The sequence below is a fragment of the Kribbella sp. NPDC050124 genome (genome assembly GCF_044460355.1).
Classification (GTDB): Bacteria; Actinomycetota; Actinomycetes; order Propionibacteriales; family Kribbellaceae; genus Kribbella.
The window spans coordinates 1-17360 of sequence record NZ_JBITJU010000023.1; the positions used below are offsets into that span (position 1 = coordinate 1).

At 68.6% G+C, this 17360-nt stretch carries 17 protein-coding genes; 14 read left to right on the top strand and 3 right to left on the bottom strand.

Annotated elements, in window-relative coordinates; genetic code table 11:
- Window positions 1-512 precede the first annotated feature (512 nt).
- Window positions 513-995 (top strand): GNAT family N-acetyltransferase, encoded by a 483-nt coding sequence (locus tag ACIBL3_RS36450; RefSeq protein ID WP_396358453.1) that lies wholly within the window; start codon window positions 513-515, stop codon window positions 993-995.
- Between the two features lie 4 nt (window positions 996-999).
- On the opposite strand, the gene ACIBL3_RS36455 is transcribed toward ACIBL3_RS36450, so the two are convergent.
- The gene (locus ACIBL3_RS36455) at window positions 1000-2574 is read right to left on the bottom strand and encodes a GxGYxYP domain-containing protein (RefSeq protein WP_396358454.1); all 1575 of its coding nucleotides are present in this window, start codon (window positions 2572-2574) and stop codon (window positions 1000-1002) included.
- Window positions 2575-2650: 76 nt separating this feature from the next.
- Window positions 2651-3250 (bottom strand): HAD family hydrolase, encoded by a 600-nt coding sequence (locus ACIBL3_RS36460; RefSeq protein WP_396358455.1) that lies wholly within the window; start codon window positions 3248-3250, stop codon window positions 2651-2653.
- Between the two features lie 152 nt (window positions 3251-3402).
- Between ACIBL3_RS36460 and ACIBL3_RS36465 the strand changes: the two genes are divergently transcribed.
- The 5 genes from ACIBL3_RS36465 (at window position 3403) to rpmB (ending at window position 8828) form a co-directional block, all read left to right on the top strand.
- Entirely contained in the window at window positions 3403-4680 is a 1278-nt protein-coding gene (locus ACIBL3_RS36465; protein ID WP_396358456.1) for an ABC transporter substrate-binding protein, read from the top strand.
- Window position 4681: 1 nt separating this feature from the next.
- Window positions 4682-5674, top strand: coding sequence for a carbohydrate ABC transporter permease (locus tag ACIBL3_RS36470; protein WP_396358457.1), 993 nt, complete (start codon window positions 4682-4684; stop codon window positions 5672-5674).
- Window positions 5664-6491 carry a carbohydrate ABC transporter permease gene (locus tag ACIBL3_RS36475; protein WP_396358458.1) on the top strand — a complete coding sequence of 276 codons (828 nt, stop codon included), beginning with the start codon at window positions 5664-5666 and terminating at the stop codon, window positions 6489-6491. The genes ACIBL3_RS36470 and ACIBL3_RS36475 overlap by 11 nt, the downstream gene beginning before the upstream one ends.
- A gap of 24 nt (window positions 6492-6515) precedes the next feature.
- Window positions 6516-8498 (top strand): aldo/keto reductase, encoded by a 1983-nt coding sequence (locus ACIBL3_RS36480; RefSeq protein WP_396358459.1) that lies wholly within the window; start codon window positions 6516-6518, stop codon window positions 8496-8498.
- A gap of 108 nt (window positions 8499-8606) precedes the next feature.
- On the top strand, window positions 8607-8828 hold the full coding sequence (gene rpmB / locus ACIBL3_RS36485; protein WP_131355194.1) for a 50S ribosomal protein L28: 222 nt from the start codon (window positions 8607-8609) through the stop codon (window positions 8826-8828).
- A gap of 55 nt (window positions 8829-8883) precedes the next feature.
- On the opposite strand, the gene ACIBL3_RS36490 is transcribed toward rpmB, so the two are convergent.
- Window positions 8884-9879 (bottom strand): SAM-dependent methyltransferase, encoded by a 996-nt coding sequence (locus tag ACIBL3_RS36490; protein ID WP_396358460.1) that lies wholly within the window; start codon window positions 9877-9879, stop codon window positions 8884-8886.
- Window positions 9880-9914: 35 nt separating this feature from the next.
- Between ACIBL3_RS36490 and ACIBL3_RS36495 the strand changes: the two genes are divergently transcribed.
- From ACIBL3_RS36495 to mutM, 8 genes are all read left to right on the top strand, one after another.
- Window positions 9915-11537, top strand: a complete 1623-nt coding sequence (locus ACIBL3_RS36495; RefSeq protein WP_396358462.1) for a DAK2 domain-containing protein — start codon at window positions 9915-9917, stop codon at window positions 11535-11537.
- Window positions 11534-13780: an ATP-dependent DNA helicase RecG gene (gene recG / locus ACIBL3_RS36500; RefSeq protein ID WP_396358463.1), complete on the top strand. Its 2247-nt coding sequence runs from the start codon at window positions 11534-11536 to the stop codon at window positions 13778-13780. Before ACIBL3_RS36495 ends, recG begins: the two co-directional genes overlap by 4 nt.
- Entirely contained in the window at window positions 13777-14361 is a 585-nt protein-coding gene (gene rsmD / locus ACIBL3_RS36505; protein ID WP_396358464.1) for a 16S rRNA (guanine(966)-N(2))-methyltransferase RsmD, read from the top strand. Before recG ends, rsmD begins: the two co-directional genes overlap by 4 nt.
- Entirely contained in the window at window positions 14330-14800 is a 471-nt protein-coding gene (gene coaD / locus ACIBL3_RS36510; protein WP_396358465.1) for a pantetheine-phosphate adenylyltransferase, read from the top strand. The genes rsmD and coaD overlap by 32 nt, the downstream gene beginning before the upstream one ends.
- A 130-nt stretch (window positions 14801-14930) precedes the next feature.
- Window positions 14931-15452: a YceD family protein gene (locus tag ACIBL3_RS36515; RefSeq protein ID WP_396358466.1), complete on the top strand. Its 522-nt coding sequence runs from the start codon at window positions 14931-14933 to the stop codon at window positions 15450-15452.
- Window positions 15453-15520: 68 nt separating this feature from the next.
- A complete protein-coding gene (gene rpmF, locus ACIBL3_RS36520; RefSeq protein ID WP_396358467.1) occupies window positions 15521-15712 on the top strand; it encodes a 50S ribosomal protein L32 in 192 nt (63 codons plus the stop codon).
- Between the two features lie 14 nt (window positions 15713-15726).
- On the top strand, window positions 15727-16455 hold the full coding sequence (gene rnc, locus ACIBL3_RS36525; protein ID WP_396358468.1) for a ribonuclease III: 729 nt from the start codon (window positions 15727-15729) through the stop codon (window positions 16453-16455).
- A 1-nt stretch (window position 16456) separates the two neighbouring features.
- On the top strand, window positions 16457-17311 hold the full coding sequence (mutM, locus tag ACIBL3_RS36530; RefSeq protein WP_396358469.1) for a bifunctional DNA-formamidopyrimidine glycosylase/DNA-(apurinic or apyrimidinic site) lyase: 855 nt from the start codon (window positions 16457-16459) through the stop codon (window positions 17309-17311).
- The last annotated feature ends 49 nt before the right edge of the window (window positions 17312-17360 follow it).

Below are 17360 nucleotides of genomic sequence, written 5' to 3' on the forward strand. Positions count from 1 at the left end.
GTCACTCTCCCGCCCGCAGGTCCTACGCCCGTGTCACCCGCAGGTCCTACGGCCATGTCAGCTGAAGCCGAAGCTCGTCCAACCGCTCGATCACATGGGTACAGCCAGATGGGTGCGATGGCGGCGGCGGCAGCGACTGCTCCACGCCTCCGCCACGTCAGGCACGAACGGGTGTCTGCTGACCGATGAGCTGACCGGTGGAGCCCGAAGTTTCGAACTGGGAGCCGGCGGCAGTTGCCTCCGCATGCCAACGTCGGTGGCGATGTCGGTGCTGGTGCTGGTGTCGGCCGTCTGTCGAGCCCCAGCTCGGCGAGCAGGAGCGCCTGGCTGCAAGGTCCGGCGAGTGGGAGACGTCGGGCGAGCTGATCGACGACGTTGGCGCCCGTAGCATGGGGCGCATGGAGTGTTTCGCTGCCTGGCGTATTCGCCGCTGAAGGTGACCCGCCGCTGCATTGTCAGCGCGGACGGGTCAGGTCCTGCCCGATTCCCCTTCAGTGCGAGAGGCACACTTCATGCTCATTCGTTCGTACGTTCATGCTGACCTCGCTCGGCTCACCGAGCTGACTATCGAGACCTTCGGGCCGTTCTACGAGCAGTCGTTCCGGCCGTTGGTCGGCGAGGTGATCTTCGCCAACCAGCACGGTGACTGGCGCGGCGACTACCGCCGGCAGGTCGCCGGGCTCCACGATCCCGGTCAACACAAGTACGTCGCGGTTGCCGAAGAAGGCGACGTACTGGCCGGGTACGTCGCGTGGAGCGTCGACCCGGCTCGCCGGAACGGCACCGTCACGATCCTGGCTGTCGCAGCCGAGCAGCGGCGAGGATCAGTTGGCACCGCGCTGTGTGAGCACGCGTTCGGTGCGATGCGAGAGCTGGACGCCGAGGTCGTTGAGATCGGCGCCGGTGGCGATGACTTCCACGCACCGGCCCGAGCCCTCTACGAAAGCCTCGGTTGCGTCCAGCTCCCGGTCGCCGTCTACTACCGCGAGCTCTGACCGCCTAGGGCTTGGCGTACTCGCCGACCATCTTCACCAAGGTGTCTGGCGGGATGATCTTCACGTGAGGAGCAAGGCCGTTGACGACAGTCATCACGTTGTCGACGGACTTGCTCCACGCGTGCCACAACACGACCGAGTAGCCGGCGGTGGAGCGAGGGTTGCGGGTGGCGGTGTTGAGTTCGGTGGTGACCGAGGCCTCGTCAGCCCCTTCGAGGCCTTCCCAGAGCATGGTGCGCGCCGAGATGACGGGTTTGCCTTCGGACCAGACGACCTTGCCCTTGTGGCTGTCGTAGCGGGAGTACTCGAGGTAGATGAGGCCGTCGATCTGAGGGTGCTTCAGGTACGACGACCAGAGTCGCTTGTCCTGGAAGGAGTCGAAGTCGATGATCTGGACGGCGGACAGGTCGGCGCGTTCCATGGAGCTCGCCAAGGAGGACGTGTGCTTGTCGAGGGCGGCTGCCGGGTAGCGGCTCGGGTACATGTAGCCGCCACCTGAGGGGCCTACGACCCAGCGGTCCTTGACGGACTGGTCGTAGTACCAGCGCATCACCGACGGGGCCAGGTCGATGAGTGAGGGGGAGATGCCCCAGCCGAGATCCACCTGGCCGCGCAGCGGGCTGCCGAACCAGCGTTTGTCGGTGGGGAAGTCGCCCAGCATCCACTGGATGTTGTCGCCGTCGGTGATCAGGAAGGTCACGTAGTGGGCGTTCGGATCCGGTTCGGGGACCCTCCCCCCACCCCCTCCGCCCTGACTCAACCGGTCTTCGCGGATACCGGACAACACCGACAGGTTGCGCGCGTGGTCGGCAGGGATCGCCTTGACGCCGGCGTCGGAGTTGGGACCGATGAACTTGTCCTCGCCCTGCGACGCATCGCCCCAGCCGATCACCGTCGCGTCGTCGTCGAGCGCGTCGACCACCTCGGCCCGGAAGGCCGAGTTGCCGTCGAAGAAGGCGAGCGTCCCCGCCATCGTGACGTAGTCCCGCAGTCGTTCCGGAATGTCTGCTCGCTGCTCGATCGCGACGTCGTGCCGCAACCGGGGCCAGTAGTTGTCCAGGACCCAACGGTCGTCCTTGTCCCGCACGTCCAGGACCTTGCGCAACCCGTTCCGGATCGCGAGTGCCTCCAAGCTCTCCTCGACAGCCACAGCACCTGTCAGCCCGGCGAGCGTGGTCGCCACATTGACCGACGGGGTGCCCGTTCGAAAGAGAACATATCCGTCGACGCGCGACCGGCCGACGGTTTTCCACAGGTCACCGGCGCGGGCTTGGACGCCGTACCGGGAGACCAGGTCGTCGAGCCAGAACTGGTAGCCGAGCGAGGGGATGTTCAGGTACAGCGTCTCGCTGCCGCCCCGAGCCAGCAGGCCCTGCAGCGTGGTCGCGAGTGTGCGCTCGGCAAGGCTCAGGGTCGACTCGTCCAGAACGTTCAGCAGCCGTGGCCGCTGGCCTTTCGGGTACGACGACACCGGGCCGGCGAACGAGGGAAGTGTGAAGGACGGAGCTAGTGAGCCAAGACCGACGCCGGCGGTCAGGCCGAGGGCATGGCGGCGGGTGAGACGTCGTCGATCGGACATGCGGTGCCTCCAGGAGCGGCTGGTGACTGTCCTACGTTGTCATCTGCCGGGCGACGATGCCACAACCGCGGAGACATCACAAGAGTTCGTACTGGCGAAGCAGCGCAGTCAGCGTGTCCACGCCGGACGACAGGTCGTACACCTCGGCGTGCAGTCCGACGCTCCGAGCACCTGCCACGTTGCTTTCGTTGTCGTCGATGAACAGCACCGACGACGCGGGGATCTCCAGGGTGCCGAGGATGGACCGGAAGTACGCCGGATCGGGCTTGGCCAGCCCGAGATCGCACGAGTAGAAGGTCTGGTCGAACCACTCGCCGTACCCGCGTTCGTCCTGCATGATCGCCCGCCGGTACGCCTGCTGGTTGGTGGCGAGGTGGCAACCAATGCCCAAAGCGCGCAGCTCGGCAATCAACGAGACGACCAACGGCTCGGCCGCGAACCAGGTCCACGGCTCCAGCGCGTCCTCCAGGGACACCGGCGAGTCCCACCGCCGCAGGACCTCGGCCACCGCCTCCCGGAAGTCGCCCTTCCCGACCAGGCTCGGCTTCTCCGCCGCCATCAGGTCGGCGACGAACGCGGCGCCGTCGGCGGGGACGAACGAGGTCAGCCGGGACCACCAGTCGATGGTCGGGCGCTGGATGACGCCGTCGGCGTCGAAGAGTACGGCGGAGATCATGCCGCCATCCTGTCAGTCCCGCGCCTGGTGACCGGAGGCGGCAACGATGGGGCCTTGACCGGTTCAGCGGTATGCGCTTACCTAGTCGGTGCCTGAACAATTATGGACAACTTCCGGCGGAAATGAACACAGAAAGCGCCAGGTGAAGGCGTATGACAGTGAGCAGAAGGAAGTTCCTGGCGCTAGGCGCCGCCGCGAGCACCGCCGGCCTCACCGGCTGCGGGGGCCGAAGTTCGCTCGGCGGGTCCGACGAGCTCAGCATGTGGACCTGGGTCGGCTCGGTGAACGACGACCTGATCGGCCAGGCCGAGCAGGCGATTCCCGGGTACGACGGCATGCGCCTGGCGATGACCCGGATCGGCACCAGCTACAAGACCAAGGTGCTCACCTCGCTGGCCGGCAAGTCGCTGGTCCCGGACATCGTCGCCATCAACGACGACGTCGCGACCTACTTCCCGAACGCCGACCAGTTCGTCGACCTCAAGAGCCTCGGCGCCGACGAGCACGAGTCCGACTTCCTGGCCTGGAAGTGGAAGCTCGGGATCACCCCCGACGGCAAGATGATGGCCTACCCCATGGACACCGGGCCGACCGCGCTGTTCTACCGCACGGACATGCTCCAGAAGGCCGGGATCGACACCGATCCCGCCGCGGTCGCCGAGCTGGCGCCGACCTGGGACGCCTACATCGAGCTCGGCAAGAAGCTGAAGGCTGCCGTGCCCGGCTCGGCGATCACCGACAACATCACCGGCATCTACAGCTACGCGCTCGCGCAGCAGTCCAAGCGCTACATGACCGAGGACGGCCAGTACATCGGGGACCAGGACCACATCCGCGAACAGTTCGACCTCGCGATCCGGGTGGTCAAGGAAGGGCTGTCCGCGAACGCGCAGCAGGACACGACCGACGCCGACGCAGTCGTCACCAACGGCAAGCTCGTCGCCTACAACGCGGCCGTCTGGTGGGCCCAGCTCGGGCCGAAGAACGCGGCCCCGAAGACCAAGGGACTCTGGCGGGTCACGGCAGCTCCTGGTGGTGCCGGCAACCGCGGCGGATCCTTCCTGGCGATCACGAAGTACTGCAAGAACCCCGAAGCCGCGTTCGCCTTCATCAGCTGGCTGGAGTCGTCGAAGAACCAGGCCCAGGCGTTCCTGGACCCGGTGCTGTTCCCGTCCACGCCGGCCAGCTACACCGACGAGCGGATGACCGCGCCGGACCCGTTCTTCGGCGGCCAGCGGATCGTCGACGTCTTCGGCGAGTCCGCCAAGAAGTACCCGGGCGCCTACTTCAGCCCGTACGACTCGATCATCGGCTCGCCGATCGCCGCCGAGCTCGTCAACGTCGAGACCGCCGGCAAGTCGCCCGACCAGGCGTGGGCCGACGCGCAGCGGTCGGTCGAACGCGAACTCACCCGAGCGGGGGCGATCTGAGATGGCAGTGACCAGCAAGACACTCCCGGCCACGATCAGCACCACCAAGGAGCCCGGTCAGAAGCCACCGGGCAAGTACCGCCAGGCACTGCCGCAGTACGCCGCGATCTCGCCGTTCTTCATCCTGTTCGCGGTGTTCGGCGCGTTCCCGATCCTGTTCTCGATCTGGATCTCGTTCCACTCCTGGGACGGCATCGGCGAGATGAAATGGGTCGGGCTGGAGCAGTACAACTACCTGCTCGCCGACCCGAAGTTCTGGCAGTCGATCGGGAACACGCTCATCATCTGGGTGCTCTCGACCGTGCCGATGCTGCTGCTGGCGCTGGTGATCGCCAACGCGCTGCACAACGCGACCCGGTTCCGCAGCTTCTACCGGATCGCGTACTTCATCCCGAACGTCACCTCGATCGTCGCCGTCACGATGGTGTTCGGCTCGATCTTCAGCAACAACTTCGGCCTGCTGAACGCGTTCCTGCAGTCGATCGGGCTGACCAAGATCGAGTGGCTCACCCAGCCCTGGGGGATCAAGATCGCGATCGCCACCATCGTCACCTGGCGCTGGGTCGGCTACAACGCGATCATCTTCCTGGCCGGCCTGCAGGCGATCTCGAACGACGTCTACGAAGCCGCCAAGGTCGACGGCGCCTCACCGCGGCAGACGTTCTGGCGGATCACGGTCCCGCTGCTGCGCCCGGTGATCCTGTTCACCGCGGTCACCTCGACCATCGGCGGCCTGCAGATCTTCACCGAGTCCCAGGTGCTGCTCGGTGACACCGGCGGCCCGGGTGGGGCTGGGATGACGATCGTGTCGTACCTGTACGAGAGCGCGTTCCTGGACAACCAGTTCGGGTACGGCGCCGCGATCGGCTGGGCCCTGTTCATCCTGATCGTGCTGTTCAGCATCATCAACTGGAGGCTGATCGGCGGTGGCGAGGACCGGATCGGCCGGCGCGCCGCCCGCCGCAACGTGAAGGAGACCGCCGATGCGAGCTGACCGGACCCGCAACCTGATCAGCCACGTGGTGCTGATGTTCGGCGTCGTACTGTCGATCTTCCCCTTCTACTGGATGGTGGTGATGGCCTCCAACACCACCCCGGACATCTTCAGCTACCCGCCGAAACTGGTGATCGGCTCGCACCTGTTCGAGAACATGGGCAAGGTGCTCGACAACATCGACTTCTTCGGCTCGATGCTGGTCACCCTGATCGTCTCGGTCGCGGTCACCGTGCTGGTGCTGTTCTTCGACTCACTGGCCGCGTTCGCGTTCGCCAAGTACGAGTTCCCCGGCCGCAACTGGCTCTTCGGGTTGCTGCTGGCAACGTTCATGATCCCGGCGCAGCTGTCGCTGGTGCCGCAGTTCGTGACGCTGGCCGAGTTCGGCTGGATCGGGTCGCTGAAGGCGCTCATCATTCCCGGTGCCGCGAACGCGTTCGGCATCTTCTGGATGCGCCAGTACGCCCGCGGCGCCATCCCCGACGAGCTCATCGCGGCCGCCAAGGTCGACGGCGCCGGCTTCTTCCGCCAGTACCTCACCGTCGGCATCCCGGTGCTGCGGCCCGGTCTGGCGTTCCTGGGCATCTTCACTTTCATCAACGTCTGGAACGACTACCTGTGGCCGTTGATCGTGATGACCGACCCGAACAAGCTCCCGCTCCAGGTCGCGCTGCAGCAGCTGAACGGCATTTACGGAACCGACTACTCCATGGTGATGGCAGGTGCTTTGATGAGTGTGATCCCACTCATCGGCGTCTTCATCATCGGTGGACGCCACTTCATCGCCGACATCGCCGCCGGCGCGATGAAATTCTGACCCCTCAACCGAACGGGACACCTCTTGACTGACACCAGGCTCCGCTGGGGAATCATCGGCACCGGGAACATCGCGTCCCGGTTCGCCGGCCAGGTGCCGACGTCGGCGGCCAACACGGTCGTCGCCGTCGGCAGCCGGTCGATCGACTCGGCCAACACCTTCGCGGACAAGTACGACATCCAGAACCGGCACGGCTCGTACGACGACCTGCTGGCCGACGAGACCGTGGACGCGGTCTACATCGCCACCCCACATCCGATGCACCCGGAGTGGGCGATCAAGGCCGCCGAAGCCGGCAAGCACGTGCTGTGCGAGAAGCCGCTCGCGATCAACAAGGCCTGGGCCGAGGCGATGATCGAGGCCGCGGTCGCCAACAACGTCTTCCTGATGGAGGCGTACATGTACCGCTGCCTGCCGCAGACCAAGCTGGTCGCCCAGCTGGTCCGTGACGGCGAGCTCGGCACCGTCCACCAGATCCAGGCCACGTTCGCGTTCGCCGCCGGGTTCCGGCCGGAGAGCCGGATCTTCGCCGACGAACTCGCCGGTGGCGGGATCCTCGACGTCGGCGGGTACCCGGTGTCGTACGCCCGGTTGATCGCCGGCGCCGCGACCGGGCAGCCGTACGCCGACCCCGCCGCGGTGACCGCGGTCGGTCACGTCGGCGAGACCGGCGCCGACGAGTGGTCGGTGGCGACGCTGTTCTTCGACGGTGGCGTGACCGCTCAGGTCAGCACCGGCGTGCGGCTGCAGGACCAGAACCAGGTCCGCATCTTCGGCAGCGAGGGCTACCTGGTCATCGAGGACCCGTGGTTCGGCGGCGACGGCAAGCCGACCCACGTCACCCTGCACAAGGTGGGGGAGGAGCCGCGCGACATCTCCGCCGACCCCGCCCTCATCTACGCCGCCGAAGCCGAGGCGGTCGCGGCCGCGATCGAGCAGCGGCAGGCGCCCGAGATGAGCTGGGCCGACACCCTCGGCAACCTGACCGTCCAGGACGAGTGGCGCAAGGCGATCGGGCAGCAGTACGCGAGCGAGCGGGACGACGCGATCATCCCGACCGCGACCGGACGGCCGCTGGCCAAGCGCGCTGACGCCCCGATGAAGTACGGCCGCGTGCCCGGTCTGGACAAGGACGTGTCCAGGCTCGTCATGGGCGTGGACAACCAGCAGACGCTCACCCACGCGGCGGCGATCTTCGACGACTTCGTCGAGCGCGGCGGCACCACGTTCGACACCGCCTACATCTACGGCGGCGGACGTGGCGAGAAGCTGCTCGGCCAGTGGATCACCTCCCGCGGCAACCGCGACCAGGTCGTTGTCATCGGCAAGGGCGCGCACACCCCGCACTGCGACCCCGAGTCGATCACCCGGCAGCTGCACGAGAGCCTCGAGCGGCTGCAGACCGACCACGTCGACCTCTACCTGATGCACCGCGACAACGAGGACATCGCCGTCGGTGAGTTCGTCGACGTCCTGGACGAGCACTTCAAGGCCGGCCGGATCAAGGCGTACGGCGGTTCCAACTGGTCCACCTCGCGGTTCGACGAGGCAGGAGCGTACGCCGAGGCCAACGGCAAGCAGCCGTTCACCCTGCTGAGCAACCACCTCAGCCTCGCCCGGGCGTACGACGTACCGTGGAAGGGCTGCCGGCACGTCGCCGACGACGAGTCGCAGGCGTGGCTGCGGGACCGGCAGGTCGCGCTGTTCCCATGGTCGAGCCAGGCGCGCGGGTTCTTCACCGGACGGGCCAAGCCGGAGGACCGCTCGGACGAGGAACTGGTCCGCTGCTTCTACTCCGACGAGAACTTCCAGCGGCTCGACCGCGCCCGGGAGCTCGCCGCCGCCAAGGGCGTCGAGCCGACGGCGATCGCGCTGGCCTGGTTGCTGCACCAGCCGTACCCGGTGTTCCCGCTGATCGGGCCACGGCACATCAGCGAGACCAGGACCTCGATGCCGGGGCTGTCGGTGGACCTCACCGACGAGGAAGTGGCTTGGCTCACAGCCTGAACGCACAGCCTGAACACACAGCCGAACCACGTCTCGAGCCGAATTGGTCGTGCGCAGACGCCCATGTAACATGGTCTGTCGGTGTCACGACCCTGAACACGGAGAATCATGTCTAAGAAGTGCGATGTCTGCGGCAAGCAGCCGACGTTCGGCAACAACGTTGCCCGCCTGGGTAAGGGCGCGATGATCCGCCGGGTCAAGGCTCGCACGCCCCGGCGGTTCAACCCCAACATCCAGCCGGTCCGGGCGCTCATCAAGGGCACCCCGACCCGCCTGAAGGTCTGCACGTCCTGCATCAAGGCCGGCAAGGTCCAGCGCGTCGTCGGCTGACCCCAGCTTTCTCCGTTGTAGGGCCTGAAGAGGCGCCCGGGATCATCCCGGGCGCCTATTCACGTTTGCCGATGACGGTGATCTCGTTCCGGTTGTGATGCAGCTGCCGCGCGTGCAGTACGGCGTACTCCTGCCGCAGCACGTCCATCCCGCGCCGGGCGCCCTCCAGCGGGTTCTTCCCGCCACCCTTGAGCGTCACCACCGCCAGCCCGCCCCGGCGCAGGTGCGCCGCCGCGTCGACCATCATCCGGGCGCTCATGACCTGATCCATCCGCATGTCGTTCACCACCACGTCGAAGCGGACCCGGTTCTCCGCGAAGAACCGCCCGGCCGTCGTCGCCGCGTGGTGGATCCGGCGGTCACCGCGCAGCCGCGGGTCCAGCGCGCCAGGATCCACCGACCAGACCTCCTGCCCGTGCAGCCGCAGGATCCGGGTCCAGCCGCCCGGCGAGGCGCCCAGATCCACCGCCTTCCCGCCGGCGGGCAACTCCAGCCCGAAGGTGGCGATCGCCTCCTCCAGCTTGAACTCCGAGCGGGACACCCGGTCCTCCGACCGAGCCAGCCGCATCCGCCCACCCGGCCAGTCCGACAGGCTGTGCTCGAGGCGATTGATGCCGAGCAGGATGCCCCGGCGCCCGACGAAGCAGGAGACGACAACCTCCTGGCCGGATCGCGTGACCGTCACCCCACGGCCCGCGAGCGCGTCGTGCAGCCGGTGGTAGTACGAGCCGCCGGTGCCCGCTCCGTCGGTCCAGGCCTGAACGGCGAGTGCCTTCGGGTAGTCGGGCAGCTCGCCCAGCACCAGATCTGCGAGCTCGTAGTCGGGCGGCAGTTCGTCGAAGCTCGCGACCTCCGTGGTCAGGTGCCGGACGAAGATGATCCGCCCGGCGTCACACACCGCGGCCAGCTCCTCGACCGGCGGACCGGCGACCCGCCCGAGGTCGCCGCTGACCCGCTCGATCCGCACCTCCCGGCCGAACTCGGCCCGGATCTCCCGCACCGCCCACTCGTAACTGTCGGCAGCAACCGAGAACAAGATCGGGGAGAGCACAGCACATGGTAAGCGGACCGGTTAGCCTTCCGGGCGTGGAGGAACTGACCGTCGAGGTGTTGCGGGCCTGGGCTCGGACCGCGCTGGCCGAGCTGGGCCGGGCGCGGACCGAGATCGACGAGCTGAACGTGTACCCGGTGCCGGACGGCGACACCGGGACCAACCTCTACCTCACCTGGGAGGCCGCCTGCGACGCGCTGCCCGCGGGTGAGCTGACCTTCGTCGAGGCGGTCCAGGCGTTCGGCCGCGGCGCTCTGCTCGGCGCCCGCGGCAACTCCGGCGTCATCACCTCCCAGCTCGTCCGCGCCTTCGGCCTCCGGCTGGCCGAGAACCTGCCGCGACACCCCGACGCCGACGAGAACGCCGTACTGGCCGATCCCCGGATGAGCGAGGCCGTCGCCTTCGCCGACGCCCTCCGGTACGCCGCAGACGCCGCGTACGGCGCGGTCGCGCAGCCGGTCGAGGGCACCATGCTCACCGTCGCCCGGGCCGCCGCGAGCGGGGCGATGACAGTCGCCAACGACAGCAAGAGCCTCGCCGACGTCTGCCTGGCCGCGGTCGCGTCTGCCCGCCAGGCGCTCACCAAGACGACCGAGCAGCTCGACGTACTGCGGCGCGCGGGGGTCGTGGACGCCGGGGGAGCCGGCCTGGTCGTAATCCTCGGCGCGATGGAGTCAGTGCTGACCGGCCGGCACGTGCGGGTCGACGTACCGGCTCGAGTGGAGCCGCAAGGGGAGAGCGCCGAGAGCCAGGACGGCCCGGCGTACGAGGTGATGTACCTGCTGGACGCGCCGGACGACAAGGTCGGCGACTTCCGGCAGACCCTGGCCGGGCTGGGCGACTCCGTCGTGGTCGTCGGCGGTGACGGCCTGTGGAACGTGCACGTCCACACCGACGACGTGGGCGCGGCGATCGAGCAGGGCATCGACATCGGCCGGCCGCACCGGATCCGGGTCACCCACTTCGCCGATCAGGCGCACCAGCACGAGCCCGCTCCGGGCCGCGCGGTGATCGCGGTCGTGGCCGGCGAGGGGCTGGCCGCGCTGTTCGCCGAGGCGGGCGCGCACACGATCACCGGCGGGCCTGGCCGGCGGTGCTCGACCGGTGAGCTGCTCCAGGCGATCGAGCAGTCGCAGGCGCCGGAGATCGTGCTGCTGCCGAACGACAAGGACTCGATCGCGGTCGCCGAGGCCGCCGCGACCGCGGCCCGGCAGGACGGGATCCGGGTCGCCGTCATCCCGACCCGGGCCCAGGTCCAGGGGCTGGCGGCGATCGCCGTCCACGACCCCGGGCGCAGCTTCGACGACGACGTCGTCCACCAGTCCGCCGCGGCCGGGCAGACCCGGCACGGCGCGGTCACGATCGCGGTCAAGGACGCCTGGACGATGGCCGGGATGTGCCGCACCGGCGACGCCCTGGGCGTGGTCGACGGCGACTTCGCGCTGATCACCGAGGACCTGGAGGACGCCGCGATCGGCGTGGTCGACCGGCTGCTCGGCGGCGGTGGCGAGCTGCTCACGATCGTCACCGGGCGGGACGCGGAGCCCGCTCTGGTCGAAGCGGTGGAGCGGCACGTACGGCGGAACCGCAAAGATGTCGATGTCGTGGTGTACGACGGAGGTCAGGAAAGGTACCCGTTGCTGATCGGGGTGGAATGAAGACGGATATGGACCGGAAGCTCCGCGACTTCCTGGGTGCCAGGACGGCCAAGACCTTCGCGGAAGTGCTCGGCCTGGAGGCGGTCGGGGAGCTGCTGCGGCACTACCCGCGCCGCTACCTGAAGAAGGGTGAACTGACCCCGTTCGACGAGCTCGAGGTCGGCGACCAGGCCACCGTGAACGGCCGGGTCAAGCGGGTCAACGTCCGCTCGCTGGACACCAAGGCCGAGATCCCGCTCGCCGACGTCCAGAAGTGGGCCCGGCGCCGGACGCTGACGAAGGTCGTCGTCACCGACGGCCGCCGCGACCTGGAGCTGGCCTTCTTCAACCAGCCCTGGCTGGCGACCAAGCTGACGCCCGGCACCGCCGCCCTGTTCTGGGGCGAGGTGACGATGTTCCGCGACATCATGCAGCTGAAGAGCCCGGGCACCGAGATCCTCGACGACGAGGACCTGACCGAGGCCGAGATCGAGCGCCGGGCCCGGCCGTTCCGGCCGCTCTACCCGGCCACCGCCAAGTTGCCGACCGCAACGATCGAGCGGTCGGTCAAGATCGTCCTGGACAGCCTGGACGACAACCTCGACGACCCGGTCCCGGACCTGATCCGGCGCAACGAGAAGCTGCTCGGGCTGCGCGAGGCGCTGCAGAAGGTGCACCTGCCGGACACCGAGAAGGACATCCGCGACGCCCAGCACCGGTTCCGGTTCGAGGAAGCGCTGGTGATGCAGACGATCCTGGCCCAGCGCCGGGCGGTCACCGACGCGCTGAGCGCCGTACCGCGGCCGCGGACCGCCGGTGGCATGCTCGACGAGTTCGACCAGCGGCTGCCGTTCACGCTCACCGAGGGGCAGTCCGAGGTGTGCGAGGAGATCTTCGCGGACCTGGCCCGGCCGCACCCGATGCACCGGCTGCTGCAGGGCGAGGTCGGTTCCGGCAAGACCGTCGTCGCGCTGCGGGCGATGCTGTCCGTGGTCGACTCCGGCGGCCAAGCCGTCCTGCTCGCGCCGACCGAGGTCCTGGCCACCCAGCACCACAAGACGCTCACCAAGATGCTCGGCGACCTCGCCGAGGAGGGCATGCTCGGCGGCGCGGAGCGGGCGACTCGCGTTGGCCTGCTGACTGGGTCGCTGGGCGCGGCAGCCCGCCGTACGGCGATGCTCGACGCGGCCAGCGGGGCAGCGGGGATCGTGGTCGGCACGCACGCCCTCCTCGAGGACAAGGTGCAGTTCGCCGACCTCGGGCTCGTGGTCGTGGACGAGCAGCACCGGTTCGGCGTGGAGCAGCGGGCGGCGCTGAGCACGAAGTCCGGCGACAACACGCCGCACGTGCTGGTGATGACCGCGACCCCGATCCCACGGACCGTCGCGATGACCGTGTTCGGCGATCTCGCCGTGTCGACGCTGACCGAGCTGCCCGCCGGGCGGTCGCCGATCCAGTCGTCCGTGGTCCCGGCCAAGGAGAAGCCGGACTGGCTGCAGCGGGCCTGGCAGCGGGTCCGTGAGGAGGTCGGCAAGGGCCACCAGGCGTACGTCGTCTGCCCGCGGATCGGCGACGACGTGAAGAACGCCGCCGACGAGGAAGGCGAGTTCGTCGCCGGCGACGAGGACGGCGACGGGCCGAAGAAGCAGGCCCGCCCGCCGATCTCGGTGCTGCAGGTGTCCGAGGCGCTGGCCGAGATCCTGCACGACCTGCGGGTGGACATCCTGCACGGGCGGCTGCCGGCCGACGAGAAGGACGCGGTGATGTCGCGGTTCGCGGCCGGCGAGGTCGACGTGCTGATCGCGACCACGGTGATCGAGGTCGGCGTCGACGTACCGAACGCCTCGACGATGGTGATCATGGACGCCGACCGGTTCGGCATCTCTCAGTTGCACCAGCTGCGCGGGCGGGTCGGCCGGGGCCGGGTGCCCGGGCTGTGCCTGCTGGTGACCGATCAGTGGGCCGGCTCGAAGTCGTACGGGCGCCTGGATGCCGTCGCGTCGACGACGGACGGGTTCGAGCTGTCCCGGATCGACCTCGAGACCCGTCGGGAGGGCGACGTGCTCGGCGTGGCGCAGTCCGGGCGGCGGAGCAGCCTGAAGCTGCTCAGCGTGCTGCGGGACGAAGACGTCATCTTCGCCGCGCGGCAGGTGGCCAACTCGATCGTCTCGGTGGACGCGGAGCTGGCCGAGTACCCGGCCCTCAGGTCGTTCGTGCGCAACGCGCTGGAGTCCGAGACCACCGAGTACCTGGAGAAGACGTGACGCGCATCGTCGGAGGCGCGGCCGGTGGGCGGCGGATCGCCGTACCGCCGGGGACCGGGACGCGGCCGACGGCGGATCGGGTCCGGGAGGCGCTGTTCTCGTCGCTGGAGTCGGAGTTCGGCAGCTTCGACGGTCTGGCGGTGCTCGATCTGTACGCCGGATCCGGGGCGATCGGGCTCGAGGCGTTGTCTCGTGGAGCGTCGCGGGTCGTGCTCGTCGAGTCGGACCGCAGGGCCGCCGAGGTGATCACGGCGAACGTCCGGACGGTCGGGCTGCCCGGGGCGACCGTGCTCACCCGGCCGGTGGAGAAGCTGGTCACCGGGGCCGGTCCGGCGGTGTTCGATCTGGTGTACGCCGACCCGCCGTACAAGCTGGAGACCGGCGACCTCCAGGACATCCTGGTCGCGCTGGCGGGGAACGGATGGCTGGCCGACGACGCGGTGGTCGTGGTCGAGCGCGGGAAACGGGAGCCGTGGGAGTGGCCGGCCGGGTTTGCCGCGCTGCGGGACCGCAAGTACGGCGAGGCCCGGCTTTGGTACGGTCACCGCCATGAGCACGGCGGTCTTTCCGGGGACATTTGACCCGCCCACCAACGGGCACCTCGACGTCATCGCCCGGGCGTCGGCCGCCTTCGGCGAGGTGATCGTCGCCGCCGGGGTGAACCTGTCCAAGCAACGGATGTTCGAGGTGGACGAGCGGATCGCGATGCTGACCGAGGTCGCCGCGCCGTACCCGAACGTCCGGATCGACACCTTCGAGGGCCTGCTGGTCGAGTACTGCCGGGCCCAGGGCGCCGGCGTGATCGTCAAGGGGCTGCGCTCGGCCGCGGACTACGACTACGAGCTGCAGATGGCGCAGCTGAACCACGCCATGACCGGGGTGGACACGATGTTCCTGCCGACCCGCTCGGAGAACGCTTTCATCTCCTCCAGCTGGGTCAAGGAGATCGCCCGGCTCGGTGGCGAGGTCGCCTCCTTCGTGCCGCCGGGTGTTCACGCGCGGTTACTGCAGAAACTCTAGAATCGCCCCGAATTGGGCACTCGGGCGCCGGCTTGGTAATGTTGACCACCGGTCTCGACGAGACCGAGATCCTGCCTGCCCACGCCTTGAAAGGGATGTCCTGAGCGTCTTGGACCCGCGGTCCCCACTCGTGATCGACACGCACGAGCTGACACGCCGCGCCGGGTCCCAGCGCGAAGTCACCTTCACGGCACCGGCTCCGGCAGATCTCGGAATCGACGTGATCGGCGTCCCCGAAGGCGATCCGATCCAGTTCGATCTACGGCTGGAATCGGTGGTCGAGGGGGTGCTCGTCACCGGAACGGCCCGCGGTCGTCTGGTCGGGGAGTGCGCGCGGTGCCTGGTCGATATCGAGGACGAGTTCCTCGCTGACGTCCAGGAGCTGTACGTCTACCCGGAGAGCGAAGCCGAAGCGGACGAGGCCAGCCGGATGGAGGGCGATCTGATCGACCTCGAGCCGGTGCTGAGGGACCAGGTGGTGCTTGCGCTGCCCTTCCAGCCCTTGTGTACGGACGACTGTCCGGGACTGTGCCCCGACTGCGGGGTGCGCCTGGCGGACGAGCCCGGCCACAAGCACGAGGAGGCAGTCGACCCGCGCTGGGCCGCGCTCAGCGGCCTGCTCCAGCAGGACGAACGACCGCAGGACAACTAGATACCGATCATCACGTCAGCCAGCCGGCCGGGTTCACCAGCCCCCGGCCGAACCGAGGAGTCATAACCGTGGCCGTTCCGAAGCGGAAGATGTCGCGCAGCAACACCCGCAGCCGCCGGGCCCAGTGGAAGACCACTGCCCCGTCGCTGGTCACCTGCGTGAACCCCGCCTGCCGCGCGAAGCACCTGCCGCACACCCTTTGCCCGACCTGCGGCCAGTACGGCGCCAAGGGCGAGCGTCGCCAGGTCGTCGAGAGCTAAACGGCACCAACCCAGTGAACTCTGCCAACGAAACGGGGCTCTACGCCGAGCTGAACCAGCGGCTCGGCGTATCGCTGGCTGACAACTTACTGGAGCACGCCTTCACCCACCGCTCGTACGCGTACGAGAACGGCGGGTTGCCGACGAACGAGCGACTGGAGTTCCTGGGGGACTCCGTGCTCGGCGTCATCGTCACGGAGTCGTTGTTCCGCAACCATCCGGACCTGTCCGAGGGCCGGCTGGCCAAGCTGCGTGCCGCCGTGGTCAACATGCGCGCGCTGGCGGGTGTCGCCCGCGAGCTCAAGCTGGGCAAGTACCTGCGGCTCGGCCGGGGCGAGGAAGCGACCGGCGGGCGGGACAAGTCGTCCATCCTGGCCGACTGCGTCGAGGCGCTGATCGGCGCCGTCTACCTGGACCGCGGGTTCGAGACCGCCGGCCGGGTCGTGCACAAGCTGTTCGACGACCTGATGGAGTCCTCGGCCCGGCTCGGCGCCGGCCTGGACTGGAAGACGTCGCTGCAGGAGCTGGTCGCCCAGCTCGGCGTCGGCGTCCCGGAGTACGTGATCGCCGAGTCCGGCCCGGACCACGCCAAGACCTTCGAGGCGCGGGTCCGGATCGGCTCCGACACCTACGGCCACGGCATCGGGCGGAGCAAGAAGGAAGCCGAGCAGCAGGCCGCCGAGACCGCCTGGAAGGCCCTGCGCGCCGCGCACCCGGACAGCCCGGACCCCTCGCAGTCCTGAGGTGCCCGAGCTTCCTGAGGTAGAGGTCGTCCGCCGCGGTCTGGCGCAGTTCACCACCGGCCGGACCATCGACGCCGTCGAGGTCCTGCACCCCCGCCCGGTACGGCGTCACGCCGCCGGGCCGGACGACTTCGTGGCCCGGCTCAAGGGCCAGGTGTTCGCCGAACCGGCCCGGCGCGGCAAGTACCTGTGGCTGCCGCTGGAGTCCGGGGACGCGGTGCTCACCCACCTCGGCATGAGCGGCCAGCTCCGGGTCCAGCCGGTCGGCGCGCCGGACGAGCCACACCTGCGGGTCCGGTTCCGGTTCGCCGACGACGGCGGAGAGGTCCGTTTTGTGGACCAGCGGATGTTCGGTGGTCTGTCCTACTCCGACGGTGGCGCTGAGTTACCGGCCGAGATCGCCCACATCGCCCGGGACCCGTTCGATCCTCTGTTCGATCCGGACGCCGCGGTGGCCGCGATCCGGCGCCGCAAGACCGGGCTGAAGCGGGCCCTGCTCGACCAGAACGTGGTCAGCGGGATCGGCAACATCTACGCCGACGAAGCGTTGTGGCGCGCCAAGCTGCACTACGCCCGGGCCACCGACACACTGAAACCCGTGCAAGCAAAGGAGATTCTCCGCCACGCCCACGAGGTGATGGCCGCCGCGCTCGACGTCGGCGGGACCAGCTTCGACGCTCTGTACGTCAACGTGAACGGGGAGTCCGGGTACTTCGAACGGGGCCTGAACGTCTACGGACAAGAGGGTTCGCCGTGCCCGCGGGACGGCCGGCCGATCCGTCGCGAGCCGTTCATGAACCGTTCGTCGTACCGGTGTCCCAAATGCCAGCCGGTGCCTCGCCACGCCCGCTGGTAAGAGAGGTATCGTTAAAGAGTGTGGGCCCAGGTTGACCGTCGGGCCCACC

Coding starts and splice junctions, on each gene's coding strand:
- ACIBL3_RS36450 (WP_396358453.1), top strand. CDS start 513: ATGCTCATTCGTTCGTACGTTCATGCTGACCTCGCTCGGCTCACCGAG.
- ACIBL3_RS36455 (WP_396358454.1), bottom strand. CDS start 2,574: ATGTCCGATCGACGACGTCTCACCCGCCGCCATGCCCTCGGCCTGACC.
- ACIBL3_RS36460 (WP_396358455.1), bottom strand. CDS start 3,250: ATGATCTCCGCCGTACTCTTCGACGCCGACGGCGTCATCCAGCGCCCG.
- ACIBL3_RS36465 (WP_396358456.1), top strand. CDS start 3,403: ATGACAGTGAGCAGAAGGAAGTTCCTGGCGCTAGGCGCCGCCGCGAGC.
- ACIBL3_RS36470 (WP_396358457.1), top strand. CDS start 4,682: ATGGCAGTGACCAGCAAGACACTCCCGGCCACGATCAGCACCACCAAG.
- ACIBL3_RS36475 (WP_396358458.1), top strand. CDS start 5,664: ATGCGAGCTGACCGGACCCGCAACCTGATCAGCCACGTGGTGCTGATG.
- rpmB (WP_131355194.1), top strand. CDS start 8,607: ATGTCTAAGAAGTGCGATGTCTGCGGCAAGCAGCCGACGTTCGGCAAC.
- recG (WP_396358463.1), top strand. CDS start 11,534: ATGAAGACGGATATGGACCGGAAGCTCCGCGACTTCCTGGGTGCCAGG.
- coaD (WP_396358465.1), top strand. CDS start 14,330: ATGAGCACGGCGGTCTTTCCGGGGACATTTGACCCGCCCACCAACGGG.